Below are 22,081 nucleotides of genomic sequence, written 5' to 3' on the forward strand. Positions count from 1 at the left end.
ATTTAACAGGCTTCTCAATTCACATATCATTTTCAGTCTTTTTTGTCAACTCCTAATACTGAACCGACGCCCTAGCACGGCTTTACATTTTTGTTCCTAGACCTTTTTGTCACCCTCCCAGCCCCCAGAGAACACAAAAAAATGAGAGGAAACGTGATATTTAAATAGTTAAAACGGAATTTCTTCATCTTCATCTTCCACAGTCTTAGCCGTCATCCGCCAACTGGTAATATACTCAATTTGCACATCAATTTTGTTAATCGCTTCCCCTAACCGCTTTTGGATGTATTGAGTCAGCGTCACCATAAAATCTAACTCAACCCCCACCGATAGCGCAAGTTTTGCCAAGCTAGCAAAATCTACCTTCAAAATCGAGGAACTGGATAACTTAAAATCGGGAGTATTTTCCTTATTTTGCACCAACATTGCTTTTTTAATGCGCTCTTTCAGATGCTCAACTTCAGAATCCAGCAACTTCCATTCAGGCAAAATTTCTTTGTACCTTTCCCCCAATGCTGTTAAATCCTCGCTAGCCGGTTCCGGCGCAATTTTCTTAGTAGATTTTCGCCGTTGCTGTAGATTATAATTCAGCCGCCAACTAGCAATATCCTCAACTTCCAAAGATGTATCGGCGATGAGTTCGCCTAACTGTTTTTGAATTTCTTTCGTCAGCGTTACCGGAAAATTTAACTCAATTCCCTCAGTTTGCGTCAGTCTGGCCAGCGTCAGAAAATCTACTTTCATCGTTATCGAACTGGAAAGCTCAAAATAAGAACTGTCTTTGAGATTTTGGGCTAGCATCCCTGCTTTAATGCGTTCTTTCACTTCAGCGATTTCTGAATCTAGCGGCTTCCACTGAGATTCTATTTCCTGATATTTTTCGCCCAATGCTGTCAAGTTTTCTGTTGCGGGTTCGGGGTAACATTGGGCAAGGATTTCTAGCAGGCGGCGATGCACTCCAGCTAAATAAACCGCGTCCATCTTGGCATATTCTAGCTGCTTCTGGGTCAGCGGACGCTTTGCCCAATCGCCGCTTTGTTCTGTTTTATCTACATAAGCAATGCCGCAAAGTGTTTGTATTAAAGTTTTGAGTTGTCGATTAGGTAATGGCAAAATGTAAGTGGGAATCTTTCTCGCCATTTTTAATGTGCAAGTGACATTTTGAGCGTCGTCATTGCCTAGAAATCGGATGTCATAGCTGGCGTTGTGCAAGACTTTTTCAATATTTGGATTTACCATGATTTGGTTGATGAAATCTTTGGCCAATTCTGGTTTATCCAAGACATCTAGTAGAAAAGTGGCATCTCCCGTCGAATCTGTGGAGTCAGCTAACACCTGAATCAGAGATAATCTGGGGTTGGATTTATAGTCTGCTATTTCTGTATCCACCCACAGGATTTTAGCTTGAGAAAATTGAGAGATGAGTGCTGTGATGTCGTTTGCTACTGTTAAATAAGGCATTTTTACAGACTTTTGCTATTAACTTTTTGATTCTATTATGCTATAGCAATTATCGGCTCGATTGTCAACGATTCAAGCGCCGGACATGGCTGATCCTTAGTCCTGGACACACGCAAACCTCAGAAACCCGGTTTCTTCCTATATTTCTCGTTCCTGTTCACAAAACTCGTAGAAACCGGGTTTCTAGCCTCCAGTTAAAAAAAGAATGCAGTCGATCGCACTATTGAGGATTCCCGCGAACTTCCTCTAAAAACCAGTTGCCTACTTCTGTATTGTCCGTCTGGCGACTGCGGAGCAAACCTTCATCTAATAAAGCAACTTTTAGCCCCGGCAAAACTTGAGATTCCGTCAGCCGTTCGCTTCCCCAGTTAGCAATTATTTTGAAAGCAATAACTTGCGCTTTTTGTACGTCTACTACCCAATACTCAGACACTCCTAATTCTTCATAAATCATTCTTTTGGTACCCAAATCGTCAATGAGAGAACTGTCGGCAATTTCAATCGCTAAATCTGGGGAAACTAGGCTATCCAAATTCACTACAGAACTGCCGCTAGGTGCCGTTTGCACCCGGTCTCCGATGTAGTAAGAAGCATCAGGTTGAGCGCCTCTGACACCCGTTTTGGCGTAGCTACAGTTGACCAGCAGTCTCATTTTTATACCTTTAGCAATCCCAAATAAATTGATTAAGATGACGATAATTCCGTTGTCATCAGCACGATCTGGCCCGACTGCTGCCTTTTGAATCCTCAACTGTCCGTTGTAATAGTAGGATTTTGCTCGATCGTATTCCGGCTGTTTAATAATTTCTATATATTCATCCCAAGTCGCTGTAACCCAGGTATCAGTTAGTAGTTTGGTTTGGATTTGACTCATCATTACCTCACCGGAAAAAATCTTTGACTTTTGAGAGAAAACTTCTGAGTAGGGGCGATCGCATTTTTACCATTCAGCAGTAAGATACCCACGGATCGCCCTACAAACGATGGCATTTTTACCATTCAGCAGTAAGGTACGCAACGCGCACCTTACAAACTATTAACGACTATTCTGCCACTTCCTCAGATTCCGATTCTTCGGCCGATTCTTCACCAGCAGGCGGCACTAAAGCCACAGCTACGATCGAATCATCCTCATCTAACCGCTGCACCCGCACACCCGTTGCTGTGCGCGATTGAGTAGAAATTGCACTCACAGCCTGACGGATAATAATACCTCGGTTGGTAATGATCATCAACTCGTCATCTTCGTTGACAATTCGCAGCGCAGCTACCTGATCCTTACCCTTTTTCGACTTGAATTTAGTAGCCGTCAATCCCTTGCCCGCCCGTCTTTGTAGGCGGAATTGAGAAACTGGAACCCGCTTGCCGTAGCCGTTGGTGGTGATTACCAACACCGAAGGAACTTCGCTGCTAACTGTCGGAATTTCTTCGGCATCTTCGCCTTCAATTTCCTCGGCTTGCAGTTCTAATTCTTCGTCTTCCAATTCCACATCTTCAGTTTCCAATTCTGAAACTTCTGCTACTTCAAATTCCGAGTCTTCAGTTTCTAATAGAGCAATTTCTGCCCCTTCAAATTCCGAGTCTTCAGTTTCCAATTCAGCAATTTCGGCAACTATTGAACTGGGCAAAATGTCCATACTGATCAACTCATCGCCCGATCGCAATTTCATTGATTTGACACCCCGCGTCGCGCGACCGACTGGGCGCAACTGTTCGTGATTGGTGCGGAAATGAATTGCCATGCCTTGGCGCGTACCGATGATGATGCTGTCGCCAACTTTAGCTCTCCGCACCCAGCGCAGTTGGTCGCCTTCTTCTAGAGAAATGGCGATTAATCCATTAGTGCGGATGTTGCCAAAAGCTGAAAGTGCGGTTTTTTTGATGTAGCCGCCGCGAGTCAACATTACCAAGTATTCTTCGCTGGTGAATTCTGTGACTGACACCATAGAAGTGATTTTTTCTTCTATAGGAATCGGCAGCAGTTGCACCACGGGAGTGCCGCGGGCAGTCCGGGAACAGATGGGAATTTGATAAGCTTTGACAGAGTAAACTACGCCCCTATCGCTGAAGAACAAAACGCTATCGTGATCGCAGCAGGAAAGGAAATGTTCTACTCCGTCGTCTTCTTTCATTTTCGCGCCTGCTTTGCCGCGAGTAGCGCGACTTTGGGCCTCGAAAGTGCTGACAGGCATCCGCTTGATGTAGCCTTGCTCTGTGATTAGAATAATTGCTTGTTCGTTGGCAATTAAATCTCTTTCATCGATTTCTCCTTCAGCGTGTTCGATGACGCTGCGTCTAGGAGTGGCGATTTTGGTTTGGATTTCGACTGCTTCAAATTCGGCGATTTCTAAAATGCGTTCCCGGCGCGCTAAGATATCTTCCAAATCGGCGATTTTAGTTCGCAGTTCTTCGTGTTCTTGCTGGATTTTTTGCGCTTCTAAGGCTGTCAAGCGCCGGAGCTGCATTTGCAGAATTGCGTCAGATTGCTGTTCGGAAAGACCGTAATTATCCATTAATTCTTGTTTCGCTGCAGCGGAGTCGGCAGCGGCGCGAATTAGGTGAATAATTGCATCTAAGTTGTCTAGGGCAATTAATAAACCTTGCAGAAGGTGGTCGCGTTCTTCTGCTTTGCGGAGTTCGTATTGAGTCCGGCGAGTAATTGTCTCAATGCGGAAGTCTAGGAAGACATTGAGGAATTGGGAGAGCGTAAGTAGTTGGGGTTCCCCATTTACTAGCGCTAACATATTAGCTCCAAAGTTGGCTTGGAGAGGTGTTTGTTTGTAGAGGTTGTTGAGGACGACGCGGGGATAGGCGTCGCGCTTGAGTTCGATCACGATGCGCATTCCGTCTCTGTCGCTTTCGTCGCGAATGTCGGAAATTCCATCTAATCTTTTGTCGTTGACAAGTTCGGCAATTTTCTCAATTAGCGCTGCCTTGTTTGTTTGGTAAGGCAATTCGGTGATAATAATTGCTTCTTTGTCGGGGCGGCCGGGATGTTCGATGGTTTCAATGCCGGCGACTCCGCGCATTGTAATCGAACCGCGACCGGTGGTGTAAGCATCGCGAATGCCGCCTCTACCCAGAATTTGCCCTCCCGTGGGAAAGTCCGGGCCGGGGATGTACTGCATCAATTCCAGGTCGGTAATTGCTGGATTGTGGATTAGTGCTACTAAACCGTCAATTATTTCGCCTAAATTGTGCGGTGGAATGTTGGTTGCCATCCCCACAGCAATCCCGGAGGAACCGTTGAGCAAAATTTGGGGAATGCGTGCCGGGAGTACGAGGGGTTCTTGCTGGGAACCGTCGAAGTTGTCGCCGAAATCAACTGTTTCCGAGTCGATGTCGCGCAGCATGGAGTCGCTCGTCAGAGCTGTGAGGCGACACTCGGTGTAACGCATTGCAGCGGGCGGGTCGTTGTCAACGGAGCCGAAGTTGCCGTGGCCGTTGATCAGGCGTTCCCGCATGGAGAAATCCTGAGCCATCCGCACCAGGGCGTCGTAAACCGCTGTATCTCCGTGCGGGTGATACTTGCCCAGCACCTCCCCCACGACGCGGGCGCATTTGCGGAAAGGTCGATCGGGAGTCAAGCCCAATTCGTTCATGGCGTAGAGAATGCGTCGGTGAACGGGCTTGAGACCGTCCCTGGCATCTGGTAGCGCCCGACCGACTATTACGCTCATGGCGTATTCCAAGTACGATCGGGACATCTCATTACCCAGATCCGTCGGGATTATCCGCGACTCAGAGGTGCTCATAGGTTGAAAAACTCCGTTATAAATTTAAATTTGACCGCTATAAATCTCAAAAATGCGATAAAATCGGTTTGGATTCAGTAGAGCTGCCAAATATTGCAAATTACTCCTAAAATTATATCACAATTTGCCTTTGACTTTATGGGAAAATTGCCAGAAAAATTAAGGGACGAAACAAGGACAATTGATAATTTGTCAGTTGGTGATTTAGTCAGCGGTTGGCAAAAGCTAGAAAGGTTTTTTTAGGCTGAAGGCTTTCATGCTTTCGTTAGTTGTTTTGACGGTTCTATAAGAAATTAAAATGGTTGCTCGAACGAAATTTTAATTTCACAAAACCGAAGGCCTTCTTAAAGCCAACTAAAAATCTAAAATCTAAAATCTAAAATCTAAAATCAGCCGATGCTACCCGTTATCTACTCCGAAGATTTCTTGCTGCACAAGACTGGAATGCTTCACCCAGAGCGACCAGAACGTTTAACGGCGATCGCCAACGCTCTGAAAGCTGCTCCCTGGGCGGATCAAATTCAGTGGCAACTGCCCACCCCAGTGGCGCAGCGCGAACAAGCACTGTTCTGGGCTCTCAAAAAAGTTCACGCGCAAAGATACATCAAAGAAGTCGAACATTTGGCTCATCGGGGAGGCGGCTACCTCGACGGCGATACGCCGATTTCTGCTGAAAGTTACGACGTAGCGCTGCTAGCGGTGAGTGCTTGGCTCGATGGGGTCGATCGAGTGGTGGCTGCGGGGGAACCTGCTTTTGTGCTGGCCAGGCCGCCGGGACACCACGCCGAAAACGCCCGCGCGATGGGTTTTTGCTTGTTTTCCAATGCTGCGATCGCCGCTCACTACGCCCTGGAACAGCCGGGAATCAAGCGCGTCGCCGTCCTCGACTGGGACGTGCACCACGGCAACGGCACTCAATCCTTGGTGGAAAACTGCCGGCAAATTGCCTACTGTTCCCTGCACCAATCTCCGTGCTATCCGGGAACAGGAGATGCCGAGGAGCGTGGCGCCTACGACAACGTGCTGAACATTCCCCTGTATCCGGGCGGCGGCATAGCTGAATACCTGGGCGCCTTTGAATCTCTTGTCGTGCCTTTTTTGTCAAAATTTGAACCGGATTTGTTGATTGTCAGCGCCGGTTACGACGCTACTGCGTCCGATCCGCTGGCGAGCATGACTCTGGCTCCGTCAGATTACGGTACTTTCACCGGATACTGCCTGCAAATCACCCGCCGCATCGCCTTTGGTTTGGAGGGGGGTTACGCGCTCAAAGATTTGGCCGAGTCAGTTGTGGCGACTATTGACCGATGCCTAAATTAGTTGGAAAATTGGCATAGGGGAAAATGAGGTTGAGAAGCAATGAGGACGGGAGGGAAAGTTTTTGGAGGCCATAAGCGAAGCTTAGATTTGGCGATCGCGCTTGATAGCCTTTTTCCCTCTTCCTTCTGACTTCTTCCCTCTTCCTTCTGAGTTAAGTGACAAGGATCACAAATTTAATAGATCAAAGTCACTGGCTATCAAAGTCTCGGTCACAGATTTTTCGCCCAAAAATCACACCGTGTCAATGTTTTCGATCGCCTTTGGAATCGCTCGCAGAGAGCATAATAAGATTACAATCAGCCTGTAAAAATTTTATTTGTCTCAATCAACTAGGAGGTTTATCATGTCAGTCTCCCAAATGACACTCGAAGAGTTATTTGGTCAGGTCATGTTCTCCAGCGTCGTGACTCGCCACGACCGGAGACAGCTCAGATCTGCACTCTTAGAAAGAACGCTGAATGAAGATGAGTATGCCATCATCAACCGACTGCTGTACAACGTGCGCCGCGGTTGGGTAAAAATTGTCGATTAAAGACGCCTCCGCCAACTTTCTTTAGGGGTGTTAAAAGTAGAACTTGCCACGTCGGGAAGTTTTCGCTGTTTAATATTTGGCTCGAAAGTGGGATGTGTTGGATAACGCTGTTAATTTTCAAAATCGCGCTACACATCAGCCTAGAGGTAGAGATAATTATAAAAAAACAGGTTTCGGGTGCATCTCTACTTGTTAAACAATTGTGAGTTTTGAGTTACTAACTGAGAAGTTATAATTAACTCAAAACTCATAATTTTGAGATTAGAGATTAGAGATTAGAGATTGGGAAATACTGATGAATATCAGGGTTAAGAATCTCTATAAAGTTGATATTTTTTAAACGGGTATTAAGAATCAAAACTATAAGCAGTTTCCGGTTGAGGAGGATTGTGCGATCGTTACAAGCACAGCCAGTCGCATTGGTCGATCGACCATTCCGGCAATTTGAGCCCGGAAGTGTCAAAATATTAACAACCAGTTCATCCCCAAAATATATGGCTCCCGCCGTTTTAATTGAAAATCTTCAGAAACGCTACGGCACTGTAGAAGCCGTTAAAGATGTTTCCTTCAAGGTAGAACCGGGGGAAATATTTGGTTTGCTAGGCCCCAACGGTGCAGGCAAAACCACAACCCTGCGGGTACTTTGTACTTTGAGTGCGCCCGATAGCGGACGCATTGAAGTGTCTGGTATTTCTGCTGTCAGTCAGCCGAGAATTGCCAGACAAAAACTCGGCTACGTCGCCCAAGAAGTGGCTCTCGATAAGGTGCTGACTGGGCGGGAACTCCTGCAACTGCAAGCAGCGCTTTACCATTTGCCGCGCCCTAGGATTAAAGGGCGGATTGACGAAATGGTGAAACTCCTCGGTTTGGAGGAGTGGGAAAATAAAAAGACGGGCACTTATTCTGGCGGTATCCGCAAACGCCTCGACTTAGCTGCTGGATTGCTTCACCAGCCGGATGTTTTGGTGTTAGACGAACCGACTGTCGGGCTCGATATTGAAAGCCGGGTGGTAGTTTGGGATTTCCTGCGCCGCTTGCGGGAGGAAGGTACGACGGTTTTGATTACCAGCCATTATCTCGAAGAAGTTGACGCTTTGGCCGATCGCGTGGCGATTATTGACAAGGGTACGGTGATTGCTGAGGGGACGCCGGAGGAGTTGAAAAATCGGGTTGGGGGCGATCGGGTGACTCTGCGGATTCGGGAGTTTTCGCCGATGGAAGAAGCCGAAAAAGCTAAAACTCTGATGCAATCTTTGCCTTTTGTGCAGGAAGTAATTGTCAACACCGCTCAAGGAAATTCTCTGAATTTAGTAGTAACACCGCAAAGCGATGCGCTGGTGACTATTCAGCAAGCTTTAAAAAATGCGGGATTGCCTACTTTTGGGATTGCTCAATCTCGGCCGAGTTTGGATGATGTGTATTTGGCGGCGACTGGTAAGACGCTGTTGGATGCGGAGTTGGCTGCTGCTAGCAACCGCGATTTGAAGGCCGAGCAAAAACAGGCGATGCGATCTTAATTTGAAGGAAGAGGGAATGCACGACACTGATTTTGACACGGATACACGGATTAAGTGAGGAAAGCTGGGCCGCTCCTTTTAGGGGATAGCTCCGCGCGACTAAAGAAACCGGGTTTTTTACCGAATTTGCCGACTGCATCGCGTCTTTTCGTAAAAAACCCGGTTTCTTAACCTTAATGCGTAAGTCCTATAGATATTTAAGACTATTTTGCAACCCTTTTAACATACTGTTTTAACACAGGTGGAATCGTGAAAACAGTTTCAGTTTCACAGCTCAATTTTTCGATCGTTCCCCGTCTGGCTAAAGATTGAATTGCTTTACATAATTCGCCGGGTGACTCTTGAGATTTGCCATAAATGCAGATCGTCTAGGTGTTTGCCCGTCTTAGTGAATACCAAACCATCGGCAAACCTTAAGAGTTCTTGAACATTCATTTATTCGGTAGGTGTAGGAAGTTTTATCTATTGTATCTGACTTTTTCTGACTAATACCAATTCACTATGAAGATACACTAAATGAGGCTGATGTCTTTCTGGTTGGAACTATATCCTTAGCGTTATATTAAATGCAGCTTCATAGTGAATTGGTATAAGGAGGGCAAAAAGTGACTTTTAACGGCTAGCTAATTTTATCAACTACTGGCAAATTGTGACATTCTCCTACTTGACAGTACATGAAAATTAAAGTTAAACTTTTTAATGAGCGGCCTTAAAGCAAAAAATTGCTGAAAATGTGACCGCATCAGTGAGCAAAGAAGTAAATAAAAAGGCTTAAAAATTAGTTGTGCCCTTAATGTTGACCTGGGTAGGGGTGGAGGTGTTAATCTGCTTGGGTTTGCTTTTTTCTCTACCAGCTTTTTTAATAATTGCAAGACGTTTAGGGGCTTTTCGCCTCGTGAAATGTTCGTAAAAATTTTGTAAATTACAACAGGAAAAATAACCATGTCTAGTGCATTATCCCTACCTCAAGCTAATTTAAAAATGGCTCTCTGGCAAGTCGATGCTGATGCAAGGAGTAGCAGCGATTTGTATGTGTGGTTAAATGATACCGGCTTGCCACATGAAGTCACGATCCGGCTGCATGAGTTGGCTACCTACACGAAAAAAGCCGGCAACAAAGTTTTAGCAATAGGCAAAATTATCCTGATTAAGATCATAGAATTTGTCAAGGCACATCCTAATTTAGTGATCGGTGCTGGTATCGGTGCTGCTATAGGTGGTGCTGTCGCAATGTTGATAAATTCAATACCCTTGTTAGGCCCATTGTTAGCGCCATTGGGAGCAGCTTTGGGATTAACCATTACTGCTTTTGGCGCAATAGCTGGACACAAACTCGATCAACGCGATCAAGGTAAAGAGGTGTCTGATGGAAATATTGGAATTGCTCAAGACATTATTGAGATTGCCAAAGTATTTTTTCAACTACTGATAGACGTTTTCAATACGATTTTCCGCAACGTCATCACTGCTTAACTACCAAAATCAGCAAAAAAATTGAGGTCGAATATGTCGGCAAATAAAACGCCAACCAAAGATCAAATTCTGAAGTCAATAGAGCAACTGGAAAAAAATCCACATGATAAATTAGGGATTTTAGCAGATATTGGCATTGGTGTGGTGGGGGCTGCCGGTGCTGGTGCGGCGGTGGCAGCTTTCGGTGGTGCATCATTTCTATTTGGGTTAATAACCGTTGCACCTCCCGTAGGATTAGTTGTTGGCGGTGCAGCTTTAGGTGCTGCTGCTCTGGTAGGGGCAAAACGAATGTTATTTGATGGCACTTTTGACCAGGGAAAACAAGCAGAAATGCTTAAACAGTTAAAAGAACAGCTAAGAGATGTTGAAGCCAAAGAAAGAGGCTCTAAGCTGCAAGACAGCGATAAAACTAAATTTATTGTTTCCTTGAAAGAACCAGTCAGGCTCAATTTAATTAGCCCGAAAGACGCTCAGGATTTAATTAGGGTCGTAGAAAGCGGTCAAATGGCAATTAAAGAGGCGATTAAAATGGTTGAGGATGTGGTTAAAGCTGCTAAACCATAACTTTCTTCTGACTCCCTAACTTTCTTCCTGGTAATTTTGAAACATTACCTCAGCTTGTTTTGCTAGAATATTTCGCCTCTATTCTAGCGACAATTGCATAAATTTTCGGCGACTGGGATAGTCGGCGAGTGTTGGTATTTCTACAGCTATATCAATATCTAATGGCTGTGCTTTTCCTTCTGAAATTTCCTGTTGGGCGTGTTTTGCAGCCACAATCAGCGATTGTTGCGTGTTCTCAAAAGATAAATTCCACTGCTCTTCATCCCTTAAGTATTCAAGATATTATCGCAAATGTTCAACCACTTTGTCTTGAAGAGTTTCTGGCAAAGATTCCATGATTTTGACCAAGGTTGCGATCGCCCTTGATGACATAGCTTTATCTTCCTAGTAAATCAAGTTTTTATTTAGCATATTTGATGAGCTTATTCTCAATTTTAGACCGATCGCCCGCCCAACACCACCAATACCTCCAGACTTGCTACTGTAAAGAGAGTTAGATTTAATCAAAATCAGCGCAAGCAATTATGAGCGGTACTGTTACATCCCCCAACAACCTCAACCAGCAGCGATCGCCCTCAACGGCTATTACAGCCTCAAACAGTTCCCTGCTGGGCGACTTCATCCAAGAAACACTCGCCTTAACCAAGCGCCTGTTTATTCAATTGCAGCGCCGCCCCTCGACGCTAGTTGCAGGCATTATTCAGCCCCTGATGTGGTTGGTTTTGTTCGGAGCTCTGTTTGAAAATGCACCCGCAGGCTTGTTCGGCGAAAGCCAGAATTACGGACAATTTCTCGGCGCTGGTGTAATCGTTTTTACTGCATTTGCCGGGGCGCTGAATGCTGGTTTGCCGATTATGTTCGATCGCGAGTTCGGATTTCTCAACCGCTTGTTAGTCGCGCCCTTGGCTTCGAGATTTTCGATCGTCCTCGCTTCCGCTATTTTTATCGTCACCCTCAGCTTTATCCAAACCGGCACAATCGTTACAGCGGGAGCGTTTTTGGGCGCGGGATTCCCCGGAATTGCCGGACTGGGGGCGATCGCCCTGATTGTCCTGCTGTTAGTTTTGGGCGTCACCGGTTTGAGTCTGGGTTTAGCTTTTGCTCTCCCCGGTCACGTAGAATTAATAGCGGTAATTTTTGTTACTAACCTGCCGCTGTTATTTGCCAGCACAGCCCTCGCGCCCCTGTCATTTATGCCAGACTGGCTGCAAGTTGTGGTGACTCTCAATCCTCTGAGTTACGCGATCGAACCCATCCGCTATCTGTACCTGCACAGCGATTGGTCGCTAGCCAGTGTCGTGATGTACGCTCCTTGGGGTAATGTTACCTTTGGAGGAGCGCTGTTAGTATTGCTAGCCTTTGATTTGGTGGCGCTGCTGAGCATTCAACCGCTGCTGCGACGCCGGTTTGCTTAGTTAGGGCTAGGGCGATCGCGGCAAATCTGCAGGCGATAGTTTAACCTGCACCGTCAATGGTAGGGACACGGCAATGCCGTGTCCTTAGCCCCAGCGAAGTAATATAATATTTAGTCGCAAGTCAGAATATTGTTTAGATAGAATTGTTTTTTTGAAGGTTCAACTAATAAATTATGAACACCAAAACTTCTAAATCGGGCAAATTGATGATTGGGATTGCTGCAAGCGCGATCGCATCCTGTGCTCTGTTCTCGCCTCAAGCAAGCTTCGCTCAAGCCAGCGGTTTAAATAATGCCCAACCGCTGCAAGACTTTCAAACTAAAGACAATACCGACCCATTTTCCGGCCGCAGCAGCGGCAGCGCAATATTTGATTTAATTCACAGATCCCAATTGGGAGGCGGCCGCAGCATGGAAGAATTTAATAGCGAACAGCGCCAAAATTTGAACGATGCGGCCGCAGAATTTCGGAACAAACAGCGCCAACTACTGGAAAAGCAAGCTGTACCTTCTGAAGGAGCGATCGCACCAGCAGAAATTACCGCCCCCGTCCCTTAAATTTACAAATGCTGTTTGCTCATTTCTGAGTCCGCGTGGGCGAAGCCAGCGCTTAGGCGGACGAAAGTTTGTCTAGCAGCGATTTCAAGATCCGAATCTTATCTAAAAACCATCGCCCTTAATCCCGTTCCAGCCACGCCCGCATTTTACCCGGATTCAGCAAACCGTAAGGATCGACCAACTCTTTAAACTGCAACTGTTCCACATTAATACTTTTCATCCCTCCATCTTCCAATATATAAGTGTGAGGATTAGCAATTAGTGCGCCTTGCTCTTCGTGATACCGAATAATTTCATTGAGCCGTGATTCCGTAGTGTAGCGAACTATTTGCAAAGCTGCGGCGATCGCCCTGCCGTTCATCCGCAAAAACTCCAAGTGCATCATCACCTCATCCCCATAATAATTGTACAGTTCCTCAATCAATTTCAAACCTTTATCTGGAGGAAAAAGCGTCTGCAAATAAGTCAGAGACGGGTCAGCGCTGCGAGCGTGCAGAGTTGTATGATTCCAAGTAAATTCAGCAATTGCTGCACCTTTGCTCGCAGCTTGCGCGTTTTTTTGATAGCAAATTGTGCCGCCATATTCGCCCACCAAATCTTGCAGCGGTTCCAGACAAGATTCAGCTACCATTAACAAAGCGCAGTGCTTACCTTCAGGAATCGCATCGCGGAAAGCAGCAAAATAAGCAGGAACCGGCCAAGCACAAACACAAATTAGTTTTTTGATAATTCCGTCCGCATCACCTAAAGCTTGGCCGAAGTTTGCGGATGTCATAAAATCCTCAAAAGCGACGATGATTTCCGCCCAAGCATAAGCAGGGGCGAGGGGAATTTCTAACTCAGTAATAATCCCATTTGTGCCGTAAGCGTGATTGACTTTTTGCACTTCATCGCCGCGCAATTCGATGACGCGGGGCTCGTCTTCCATTGTAACGACTCGAACAGCATGAAGATTTCCCCGATCGCGCAATTGCCCGTAAGTTATCGAACCAATTCCCCCGCTACCGCCTCCGATAAATCCCCCAATCGTTGCGGTGCGATAGGTTGAGGGAACCATCCGCAATTCCCAACCGGTTTCTCGCGCTTGTTTGTCGAAAACCGACATTTTCACTCCCGGTTCTACGCAAGCTAAACCCGGTTTTATCCAGCGGATACTGTGCATTTTGGTGGTATCTAAAATGACGCCGCCGTTGAGGGGAATGCACTGCCCGTAATTGCCGGTTCCTGCACCTCTGACAGTTAGCGGAATTTTGGATTTGACGCAGGCTGCTGCAATCCGCAAAACTTCGGCTTCGCTGGCGGGACGAACTACTAAATCTCCAGTTTTATCACTTAAGATAGGTTGCAAAACTGGACTGAAGTGATAATAGTCTTGAGATAGCTTGAAAACTTGCGCGCGATCGCTAATTATTTCGATTCCCGAGAGTTCCGAAGAAAAAGCATCCCAGTCAATACTTTGAATCGCACTTGCAGTCATTTTGTTTCCTAAACCCTGACAGTATTATATATTTTTTCAAGCATAACTTAGTAACCAAAAACACTAACTGCAATCTTTCTTTAAGCAGTAAGGTGCTGAGGTTTCATCCTACATAGCATGACTGCTTTTTTCAATTAACAAATCCCCCAAACACCGCCATACCGTAGTATTTCCAAGGAACTGCAACAGTCTCAAATCCAGATGATACCAACATCTCTAAATGTGCCGAAAGTGTAGCTAGGCGATCGGGATTAGAATACCCGTAAGAGACACTCGTCCCCACATTTGCCCGAATTTGTGCTAAAGTTTCCCCCTGATTTAGCGCCCAATCTTCTCGCGCCGCTTGATAAATATCTTTCATTGCTGCTGATTCTGCTAAAAGAGGATCGGCATTCCAAAAACAGCCACCAGTATTTAAACTTTCGCGAATGCGTTGAAACAATTTCAACTTCATCTCGTCCTCAAGATGGTGAATTGCCAGAGATGAAATGCAAGCATTGAATTTATCGCCCAAGCTGCTGGATAAATTGGGATTGTTCGCCCATTCTCCAAAGTCCATTTCTATGCCAGTCCACCGGGCTGCGTATCCTGCCGACTCTATTTTGGCGCGGGCAAAATCAAGCATTCGCGGGGAGTAATCGACAGCAACTATTTCCGCAGACGGGTAGCGTTGGAGAATTTTTAAAGTGAGTTCCCCCGTACCGCAGCCGAGTTCTAAAATGCGGTGGTTTGCACTAGCAATGCAGGCTGTTAATACATCCAGCATTTCGTCATATTTAGGTAAAAGTCGCCGAATGCCGGTATCAAAATCGGCAGTATTCACGAAAACTTCTCCCGGAAAAATTTCGTTGTTTGTAGGTGAGACAGTAGAGTCAGAATTCACGATCGCCAACCATAGACTACAATTGCTATCCTAACCGAGATACAGCAATAAGTGCGATCGGTACTATAAAGTTATGCGTACTTTTACGGAGAACCCCAACACTCGCTGTAAATAACAATAAACAATCCCTTGCACTACGCCGTCTGGGTTTAGCCCGACGCCGACAAAGCGACCTGAAAAAGCAGTGTTATGTTAGTAGTGCGTAAAATCACTTAAAGATTCAACCTCACATTTGAGGATACCATGCGTCAGTTAATTTCTCGCAGTCGGGCTGCCATCAGCCAATTAATTTACAAGCGAATTCTGCTTGCGGTGACAATTTTATTTTGTGTAGGTGTAGGAGTAGCGATGGCACATATGTCTCGTCTTTCCTCCACCCTAATTGAATCGCAAGCCCTCCAAAATGCCACCCTCTATGCCCAAGCTATTAAAGAAGCCCGCACCCTTTACAGTTCGGATGTTGTCAATCCTCTTAACACCGCTAAAACAATTAACTTTACCCACGACTACAACCCGACAAAAGTAACAGTTCCCGTACCTGCCACCTTCTTAATAGAACTCGGCAACCATATCACCCAAAAAAATCCCGAAGTATCAGTTCGTCTCTACAGCGACTACCCGTTTCCCTGGCGGCGAAAAGAAGGCGGAGCTCGAGACGATTTTGAACGGCAAGCTATTACCTATTTGATGAAAAATCCGACAGAAAAATTTTTCCGACGTGAGGATTTTCGCAGCAAGCCAGCATTTCGATATGCCGAGGCAGATATTCTAACTCCTAGCTGCGTTAACTGTCACAACACTAACTCCTTCAGTCCCAAAAAAGACTGGAAAGTGGGAGATGTACGAGGGATATTAGAAATTACTCAACCTCTCGATACCATCACGAAAAATACTCGCAGCGAACTGAAATACCTGTTTTTACTGTTAGCAGGACTTTCAGTTTTAGGGGTAACAGGATTAACTCTATCTATCAGCAGGTTGCGCCAAAATGCTAAACAATTAGAACAGCGCGTCAGGGAACGGACGGCACAATTGCAAGAAACTAATGTAGAATTGGTAAAAGAACAGGAAAAGTGCGATCGCCTGCTGCTCAATATTTTACCCGAGTCCATTGCTGCTAAGCTAAAAGATGGTCAAAGCAGTATTGCTGACGGCTTCGCAGAAGTCACAATTTTGTTTGCGGATATCGTAGGCTTTACTGTGCTGTCAGCACAAATATCTCCCGAAGAATTGCTCGATTTTCTCAACGAAATTTTTTCAGCCTTCGATGGTTTGACGGAAAAGTACGGCTTGGAAAAAATCAAAACAATTGGAGATGCTTACATGGTAGTCGGAGGTTTGCCAAATCCCAGCACCAACCACGCTGAAAGCATTGCGGAAATGGCTTTAGATATGCAGGAGGAATTAGCAAAATTTAATGCCAAACATCATGCAGGAATTAACATTCGCATCGGCATCAATACCGGGCCTGCAATTGCCGGGGTTATTGGTACTAAAAAATTCATTTACGACCTCTGGGGCGATGCCGTTAATACAGCAGCCCGCATGGAATCCCACGGGGTTGCCGGCGCGATTCAAGTCACACAATCAACTTACGAGATATTGCAAAATAAGTATCTGTTTGAAGACAGAGGAATTATCCAGGTCAAAGGCAAGGGCGATATGAATACTTATTTGCTTCTAGGCAGGTTAGTCAGCGCAGTTTCGGTTTAATTTGTTTATTATATTATTAAGGGGTCTGCTAGTTAGTCCGAAGTCAGTCAATTTTAGATTTTAGATTTTAGATTTTAGATTTTAGATTTACTGCACAGGTGAATCTGGGATCTTGAACTTTGGTCTAAAATTTTTATATATCCACGAGTTAAGTCGGGGGCTGGTATCCGTTTTTGGGCGGGGTCATCAGTCATTCGTTGTTAGTCGTCAGCCAAGAACTAACAGTTAATAGCTGCTGGCTGTTGACTGCTGACAATTACAGGAATTACACAGAGGATGTGAGGAACCCGGTTTCGGCGCAGTTGATTTGTTGACAAACTCAAAATTTATTACGAGAAACCGGGTTTATTTTCCTATGTCCTAAATTAGGCCATTGCCAAATAGTAAATTTTATGTTATTGCGGATTTTATCATTCTTGGGTTTTTTCCAATCTCGCTTGTCTAGGCAAATAGCTTTGTGGATATTTGCTAGCATTCTTGTCATAGAGGGAATTATTTTAGTTCCCTCTTATTTTCGGCGAGAAAATGAACTTTTAAGTCAATTAGAACAGGTATCTCGGGCGACTGTTGATTCCCTAGAGTTTTTGCTCCAACAAGATATATCCGATCGCACTTTCTTGCAAGAAGAAGTAAAAAATATTATTAAGGATTCTCAAGTAGTGTTAGGACTGTCTATTTACAAAGCTAACGGTCAGCTAATATATACACTTGGCGAACGCCCAGAAATCAGTTTAAAGCAACTAAAAAATGCTCGTATAGTTCACCATCACAATTTCGATGGCAAGCGCTACGATATTGCTTGGACGGAGCGACATTTGGGAGGCGATTACATCTTAATTGTGCGCCACGATGCTTCCACCGTTCAACCGGAACTCTACGCATTTATCGGGCGGATTGCGGTTCTAGTCATCATTATATCAGCCTTTGTCACTTCGGTGACTATGTTCTTTTTAGGGGTGACAGTAATTGCACCTCTCTTGAGATTGCGCGATGACTTGATCGCTGCCGGAGACGCTTTGAGCAAAGATCGAGAAAAACCTGATTTCTACTCTCTCTCTGTCAAGCGCGATGACGAGTTGGGAGAACTCATGGTCGCATTCAATCAAATGTTTCACCGAGTATACAAGGAAATCGCACAGCGGAAACAAGCTGAGGAAATATTGCGCGCCGAACAAGAAAAGTCGGAACGTTTATTATTAAATATCTTACCGGTAATGATTGCCGATCGCCTAAAACAAGGCCAGATAAATATTGCGGACGGATTTGCCGAGGTTACGGTTTTGTTTGCTGATATTGTGGGCTTTACCGAAATATCCTCTCGCACGTCTCCTGAAGAATTAGTCAAATTGCTTAACAAAATATTTTCAGCTTTCGATAGCTTGAGCGAAGAATACGGCTTAGAAAAAATTAAGACTATAGGCGACAATTATATGGTAGCAGGCGGTTTGCCGCTTCCCTGTACAAATCATGCCGAATCTATTGCCGAAATGGCCCTGGAAATGCAGCAAGAAATTATGAAATTTCGCGACGAATGCGGTGAACCTATAAATATCCGCATTGGCATTAATACTGGGCCTGTTGTAGCAGGTGTCATCGGCACTAAAAAGTTTATTTACGATTTGTGGGGAGATGCTGTGAATACAGCAAGCCGCATGGAATCTCAGGGACTTCCTGGTAAAATTCAAGTTAGCAGCTCAACTTATGAGTTGCTGTGCGATAAGTATTTGTTGGAAAAGCGGGGTAAAATTAATGTTAAAGGCAAAGGAGCAATGACGACTTATTTGCTGAAAGGCAGAAAAATTTAACTGATAATTTTAACCATCACCCGGAAATACCTGATATGGCGGCAGATGTTGCAGCGCAGCCAATCCTAACACCAAACTTGATTTTTTTGAAGGAACCGCGAAGACGCTAAGGACACGAAGGAAGAGAAGAAGAAACAAGAAAAAATAAAAATTTCATAAGTGAGTTAAAATTGCTATATTAAAAGGCGACTTAATATTAGTTTGATTGGTAAAAATGACTGCAAATCAGGAACATAATTCTTCAAATTCACCGATTTGGCAGCCCTTCACGCAAATGAAAACGGCTGTCCCGGCGCTGAAGGTAATTCGCGGCAAAGGATCGGTGCTGGAATTGGCAGACGGGCGGCAAATTCTCGACTGCATTTCTAGTTGGTGGGTTACTGTTCACGGGCACAGCCATCCGGTTCTCGCCGAGGCTCTTTACGAGCAAGCCCAAAAGTTAGAACACGTAATCTTTGCCGGATTTACTCACGAACCGGCCCAGAAACTTGCAAGTAAATTGCTAACTCATACGCCTACTTCTTTAACGCGGATTTTCTTTTCTGATAACGGATCGACTGCTGTTGAAGTTGCTCTGAAAATGGCATTTCAATATTGGCGCAATCTCGGAGAAACTAACCGCACTAGCTTTATTAGTTTTGAGGGAGGTTATCACGGCGATACTGTGGGCGCGATGTCTGCTGGTAGAAGTTCGCTGTGGTGGGAATCTTTTGCACCTTTAATGTTTGCTGGGGATGTTGTTCCTTTTCCCGCGACTTTTGACGGCGATGAGGAGGTGGAAAGCAAAGAGGCGGCGAGTTTGGAGAAATTGGAGTTTTTGTTAAAGCAGGGCGGCTATGCGGGAATCTTTATCGAACCTTTGGTGCAAGGTGCTGGGGGAATGCGAATGTGCCGCCCTGAGTTTTTGCAGGCGATCGCACAACTTGCCTGCCAGTTTAATGTATTGTTGATTTACGATGAAGTAATGACGGGTTTTGGCCGCACCGGCGAACTGTTTGCCTCTGTTAAATCTGCAACGAAGCCGGATATCCTGTGTTTGTCTAAAGGATTGTCTGGCGGCTGTTTGCCAATTGCTGTCACAATGGCATCGGAGGATATTTATCAAGCTTTCTGGCGAGATGAACCGGACAAAGCTTTTTTTCACAGTCATTCTTACACCGGAAATCCTTTAGCTTGTGCGGTGAGTGTAGCATCGATGGAGCTTTTGGAGCAAAACCCAAATGTGTATCAAGGGATGGAAAAACTGCACCGCCAATATCTGAATCAATGGCTGAGAAATCATCCTAAACTGGAACGGATTCGGACTTGCGGCACCATCGCAGCAATGGATGTGAAAACCGAAAGCGTTTCGGGTTATTTTAATGACATCGCTCCTGTATTGAAAGCCAGGTTTCTCGAAGCGGGGTTTTTGCTCCGCCCCTTGGGAAATACGCTTTACTTGATGCCTCCCTACTGCATTTCTCCTGATGAACTAGAATCGATTTATCGGGTAATTCGTCAGGTTTTGGATACTCTGTAAACCCTTTAATTTTAGTAATGAATTTACCCAATTGGAACGATTTGGCTGACGACGCGCTGGCGGGCAAATGTCTCTCTCGCGAGCAATCTTTAGCCGTATTGCGCGCACCGGATGAGGTTTTGCTGGAACAACTAAACGCAGCTTATCGGGTGCGCCGCCACTACTGGGGAAACCGAGTCAGGCTGCACTATTTGTTAAATGCTCAAAGCGGCCTTTGTCCTGAAGATTGCCATTATTGTTCTCAGTCCAAAATTTCGACTGCGGAAATTGAGAAATATCCGCTTTTAGCTAAGGAGAAAATTCTGGATGCCGCCCAACGCGCAGCAGAGTTAAAAGCTGGTACGTTTTGTTTGGTGATTTCGGGCCGTCAACCTAACGCATCTACTTTCGACCGCGTTTTGGATGCTGTCGAGACTGTGAAGGCAAATTATAACCTGAAAATCTGCGCTTGTTTGGGATTGTTGAGCGAGGAGCAAACTCACCGTTTGGCTAAAGCTGGAGTCGATCGCGTAAATCACAATCTCAATACTTCCGAATCATATCACTCGGACATTTGCACGACTCACACTTTTGGCGATCGGGTTGAAACCGTCGAACACGTAAAAGCAGCGGGAATCACAACTTGTTCCGGCGGAATTTTGGGGATGGGCGAATCGGATGATGATGCGATCGATTTAGCGCTTTCGCTTCGCAAGTTGGGCGTTACTAGCGTGCCGGTCAACTTTTTTATTCCGATTCCCGGCACGCCATTTGCAGATGTGAACAGGTTAAATCCCCGCCAATGTTTGCGAATTCTCTGTTTGTTCCGATTTTTGCTTCCCAGTCAAGAAATTCGGATTGCTGGGGGACGGGAAGTGCATTTGCGATCGCTGCAACCTCTCGGACTCTACCCCGCTAATTCTATCTTTGTGGGCGATTATCTGACAACTCCCGGACAAGCTGCCCATCAAGATTGGGACATGATTCGAGATGCAGGATTTGCGATCGAATCCCCTGAAGGTTCTCTCTTAGAAGTTGATTCAGCAGTTACCCAACCGCATCAAAAAACCCTGGTTGTGTAACTCTTATAGCAGTTTTCAATCGGATGAAATAGAGTAGGACACGGCGGTGCCGTGTGCCTACCCAATATCTCTACTTCACGCTTACGCATGGGCGGATAGAAACCGGGTTTCTGAGGTAGCAAATGCGTCAGCCTTAAGTTCTTAGATTGTAGCCATAAACCCTTATTCTACGGTTGACATTCTTCAATCTAAAATCTAAAATCTAAAATCTAAAATAATACAAGAGGGGAAATTGTGGACAAACGCGAAGAAATTACGATCGCAGAATACCAGCTAACTGCCGAATCTTTCCGAGAAGGAACTTGGCATCACGACGTATCCCAAAATCGATCCGCACTGACGGCTGCCATGCCCCGCAATCCCGGTAAAATTCTCGATATAGGATGCGGACCGGGACGAGATTTAGTAGCGTTCAAGAGCCAAGGACACACAGTTGTAGGCTTAGATGCAACTCCAGCTTTTGTAGAAATAGCTAAGAAGTTATCGGGATGCGAAGTTTGGCAGCAATCTTTTCTGAATCTCGACTTGCCAAATGCAGAATTTGACGGTATTTTTGCCAATGCTTCCCTAATTCACGTTCCCAGCGACGAGATGGTAAAAGTGCTGCAAAATTTGCACAAAGCCTTAGTTATTAGCGGTGCAATTGTCATGTCAATGTGCCGGGGAAATTGGGAGGGATACGACGAGCGGCCAACCGGAAAACGCTATACTGCCGGATGGGAATATCATACTTTAGCGCCTTGTTTAGAACAAACAGGATTTGCAATTGTCAATCACTACTATCGCCCCCCCGGCTTACCCCGCGAAGCTCAATCTTGGGTAGTAATAGTCGGCAAAAAAATATAACGTAAATGGGAAATTGGGAATCGGGAATTGCGAATCATTCCCCTCTCTTCCTCTACGTACTCTGCGCCCTCTGCGGTAAAATAAAAAAAATAATTTACCAATTGACCTGGGGGGGTGACAAAGAGGCCTAGGAGATAGACCGAATCAGGGTTGCAGCCCGCATACCCTGTTGATAAAAGCGAC

At 45.4% G+C, this 22,081-nt stretch carries 18 protein-coding genes; 12 read left to right on the forward strand and 6 right to left on the reverse strand.

Features of this window, described 5'->3' with window-relative positions; genetic code table 11:
* Nucleotides 1-168: 168 nt before the first annotated feature.
* From QUA54_RS31180 to gyrA, 3 genes are all read right to left on the reverse strand, one after another.
* Nucleotides 169-1,461 (reverse strand): ribonuclease D, encoded by a 1,293-nt coding sequence (locus QUA54_RS31180; protein WP_333418545.1) that lies wholly within the window; start codon nt 1,459-1,461, stop codon nt 169-171.
* A gap of 220 nt (nt 1,462-1,681) precedes the next feature.
* The gene (locus tag QUA54_RS31185; RefSeq protein WP_333418547.1) at nt 1,682-2,338 is read right to left on the reverse strand and encodes a Uma2 family endonuclease; all 657 of its coding nucleotides are present in this window, start codon (nt 2,336-2,338) and stop codon (nt 1,682-1,684) included.
* 166 nt (nt 2,339-2,504) lie between these two features.
* Nucleotides 2,505-5,216, reverse strand: coding sequence for a DNA gyrase subunit A (gyrA, locus tag QUA54_RS31190; RefSeq protein ID WP_333418548.1), 2,712 nt, complete (start codon nt 5,214-5,216; stop codon nt 2,505-2,507).
* 396 nt (nt 5,217-5,612) lie between these two features.
* Here gyrA and QUA54_RS31195 point away from each other — a divergent pair, with 396 nt between their 5' ends.
* From QUA54_RS31195 to QUA54_RS31215, 5 genes are all read left to right on the forward strand, one after another.
* On the forward strand, nt 5,613-6,536 hold the full coding sequence (locus tag QUA54_RS31195; RefSeq protein ID WP_172186193.1) for a histone deacetylase family protein: 924 nt from the start codon (nt 5,613-5,615) through the stop codon (nt 6,534-6,536).
* A 343-nt stretch (nt 6,537-6,879) separates the two neighbouring features.
* The gene (locus QUA54_RS31200; protein WP_015175516.1) at nt 6,880-7,068 is read left to right on the forward strand and encodes a hypothetical protein; all 189 of its coding nucleotides are present in this window, start codon (nt 6,880-6,882) and stop codon (nt 7,066-7,068) included.
* Between the two features lie 494 nt (nt 7,069-7,562).
* Nucleotides 7,563-8,585 carry an ATP-binding cassette domain-containing protein gene (locus tag QUA54_RS31205; protein WP_333418571.1) on the forward strand — a complete coding sequence of 341 codons (1,023 nt, stop codon included), beginning with the start codon at nt 7,563-7,565 and terminating at the stop codon, nt 8,583-8,585.
* 942 nt (nt 8,586-9,527) lie between these two features.
* Nucleotides 9,528-10,058 (forward strand): hypothetical protein, encoded by a 531-nt coding sequence (locus tag QUA54_RS31210; protein ID WP_333418551.1) that lies wholly within the window; start codon nt 9,528-9,530, stop codon nt 10,056-10,058.
* Nucleotides 10,059-10,091: 33 nt separating this feature from the next.
* The gene (locus tag QUA54_RS31215; RefSeq protein ID WP_333418552.1) at nt 10,092-10,622 is read left to right on the forward strand and encodes a hypothetical protein; all 531 of its coding nucleotides are present in this window, start codon (nt 10,092-10,094) and stop codon (nt 10,620-10,622) included.
* A 78-nt stretch (nt 10,623-10,700) separates the two neighbouring features.
* Here the strand turns inward: QUA54_RS31215 and QUA54_RS31220 are convergent, their stop codons facing one another.
* Nucleotides 10,701-10,835: a hypothetical protein gene (locus QUA54_RS31220; protein ID WP_333418554.1), complete on the reverse strand. Its 135-nt coding sequence runs from the start codon at nt 10,833-10,835 to the stop codon at nt 10,701-10,703.
* A 311-nt stretch (nt 10,836-11,146) separates the two neighbouring features.
* Here QUA54_RS31220 and QUA54_RS31225 point away from each other — a divergent pair, with 311 nt between their 5' ends.
* A complete protein-coding gene (locus QUA54_RS31225) occupies nt 11,147-12,037 on the forward strand; it encodes an ABC transporter permease (RefSeq protein ID WP_333418556.1) in 891 nt (296 codons plus the stop codon).
* A gap of 173 nt (nt 12,038-12,210) precedes the next feature.
* Entirely contained in the window at nt 12,211-12,594 is a 384-nt protein-coding gene (locus tag QUA54_RS31230) for a hypothetical protein (protein ID WP_333418558.1), read from the forward strand.
* Between the two features lie 118 nt (nt 12,595-12,712).
* Here QUA54_RS31230 and QUA54_RS31235 read toward each other — a convergent pair whose 3' ends face one another.
* Together QUA54_RS31235 and QUA54_RS31240 are read right to left on the reverse strand one after the other, a co-directional pair.
* Nucleotides 12,713-14,071, reverse strand: coding sequence for an FAD-binding oxidoreductase (locus tag QUA54_RS31235; protein WP_333418560.1), 1,359 nt, complete (start codon nt 14,069-14,071; stop codon nt 12,713-12,715).
* Nucleotides 14,072-14,201: 130 nt separating this feature from the next.
* Nucleotides 14,202-14,954, reverse strand: a complete 753-nt coding sequence (locus QUA54_RS31240; protein WP_333418562.1) for a class I SAM-dependent methyltransferase — start codon at nt 14,952-14,954, stop codon at nt 14,202-14,204.
* Between the two features lie 243 nt (nt 14,955-15,197).
* On the opposite strand from QUA54_RS31240, the gene QUA54_RS34645 reads away from it, so the two are divergent.
* The 5 genes from QUA54_RS34645 to QUA54_RS31270 all read left to right on the forward strand — a co-directional run bounded on the left by QUA54_RS34645 (nt 15,198) and on the right by QUA54_RS31270 (nt 21,898).
* Nucleotides 15,198-16,667 (forward strand): adenylate/guanylate cyclase domain-containing protein, encoded by a 1,470-nt coding sequence (locus QUA54_RS34645; protein WP_445301607.1) that lies wholly within the window; start codon nt 15,198-15,200, stop codon nt 16,665-16,667.
* A gap of 392 nt (nt 16,668-17,059) precedes the next feature.
* Nucleotides 17,060-18,472: an adenylate/guanylate cyclase domain-containing protein gene (locus QUA54_RS31255; protein ID WP_333418564.1), complete on the forward strand. Its 1,413-nt coding sequence runs from the start codon at nt 17,060-17,062 to the stop codon at nt 18,470-18,472.
* Between the two features lie 214 nt (nt 18,473-18,686).
* Nucleotides 18,687-19,991: an adenosylmethionine--8-amino-7-oxononanoate transaminase gene (bioA, locus tag QUA54_RS31260; RefSeq protein ID WP_333418566.1), complete on the forward strand. Its 1,305-nt coding sequence runs from the start codon at nt 18,687-18,689 to the stop codon at nt 19,989-19,991.
* A gap of 17 nt (nt 19,992-20,008) precedes the next feature.
* Complete coding sequence (bioB, locus tag QUA54_RS31265) at nt 20,009-21,052, forward strand: biotin synthase BioB (protein ID WP_333418568.1); 1,044 nt, start codon at nt 20,009-20,011, stop codon at nt 21,050-21,052.
* 234 nt (nt 21,053-21,286) lie between these two features.
* Entirely contained in the window at nt 21,287-21,898 is a 612-nt protein-coding gene (locus QUA54_RS31270; protein WP_333418570.1) for a methyltransferase domain-containing protein, read from the forward strand.
* The last annotated feature ends 183 nt before the right edge of the window (nt 21,899-22,081 follow it).

The sequence above is a fragment of the Microcoleus sp. MOSTC5 genome (assembly GCF_036701825.1).
In the GTDB taxonomy this organism is placed as follows: domain Bacteria; phylum Cyanobacteriota; class Cyanobacteriia; order Cyanobacteriales; family Microcoleaceae; genus Microcoleus; species Microcoleus asticus.

Coding starts and splice junctions, on each gene's coding strand:
- gyrA (WP_333418548.1), bottom strand. CDS start 5,216: ATGAGCACCTCTGAGTCGCGGATAATCCCGACGGATCTGGGTAATGAG.
- QUA54_RS31200 (WP_015175516.1), top strand. CDS start 6,880: ATGTCAGTCTCCCAAATGACACTCGAAGAGTTATTTGGTCAGGTCATG.
- QUA54_RS31210 (WP_333418551.1), top strand. CDS start 9,528: ATGTCTAGTGCATTATCCCTACCTCAAGCTAATTTAAAAATGGCTCTC.
- QUA54_RS31205 (WP_333418571.1), top strand. CDS start 7,563: ATGGCTCCCGCCGTTTTAATTGAAAATCTTCAGAAACGCTACGGCACT.
- QUA54_RS31255 (WP_333418564.1), top strand. CDS start 17,060: ATGTTATTGCGGATTTTATCATTCTTGGGTTTTTTCCAATCTCGCTTG.
- QUA54_RS34645 (WP_445301607.1), top strand. CDS start 15,198: ATGCGTCAGTTAATTTCTCGCAGTCGGGCTGCCATCAGCCAATTAATT.
- QUA54_RS31180 (WP_333418545.1), bottom strand. CDS start 1,461: ATGCCTTATTTAACAGTAGCAAACGACATCACAGCACTCATCTCTCAA.
- QUA54_RS31225 (WP_333418556.1), top strand. CDS start 11,147: ATGAGCGGTACTGTTACATCCCCCAACAACCTCAACCAGCAGCGATCG.
- QUA54_RS31185 (WP_333418547.1), bottom strand. CDS start 2,338: ATGATGAGTCAAATCCAAACCAAACTACTAACTGATACCTGGGTTACA.
- QUA54_RS31230 (WP_333418558.1), top strand. CDS start 12,211: ATGAACACCAAAACTTCTAAATCGGGCAAATTGATGATTGGGATTGCT.
- QUA54_RS31215 (WP_333418552.1), top strand. CDS start 10,092: ATGTCGGCAAATAAAACGCCAACCAAAGATCAAATTCTGAAGTCAATA.
- QUA54_RS31195 (WP_172186193.1), top strand. CDS start 5,613: ATGCTACCCGTTATCTACTCCGAAGATTTCTTGCTGCACAAGACTGGA.
- QUA54_RS31235 (WP_333418560.1), bottom strand. CDS start 14,071: ATGACTGCAAGTGCGATTCAAAGTATTGACTGGGATGCTTTTTCTTCG.
- bioA (WP_333418566.1), top strand. CDS start 18,687: ATGACTGCAAATCAGGAACATAATTCTTCAAATTCACCGATTTGGCAG.
- bioB (WP_333418568.1), top strand. CDS start 20,009: ATGAATTTACCCAATTGGAACGATTTGGCTGACGACGCGCTGGCGGGC.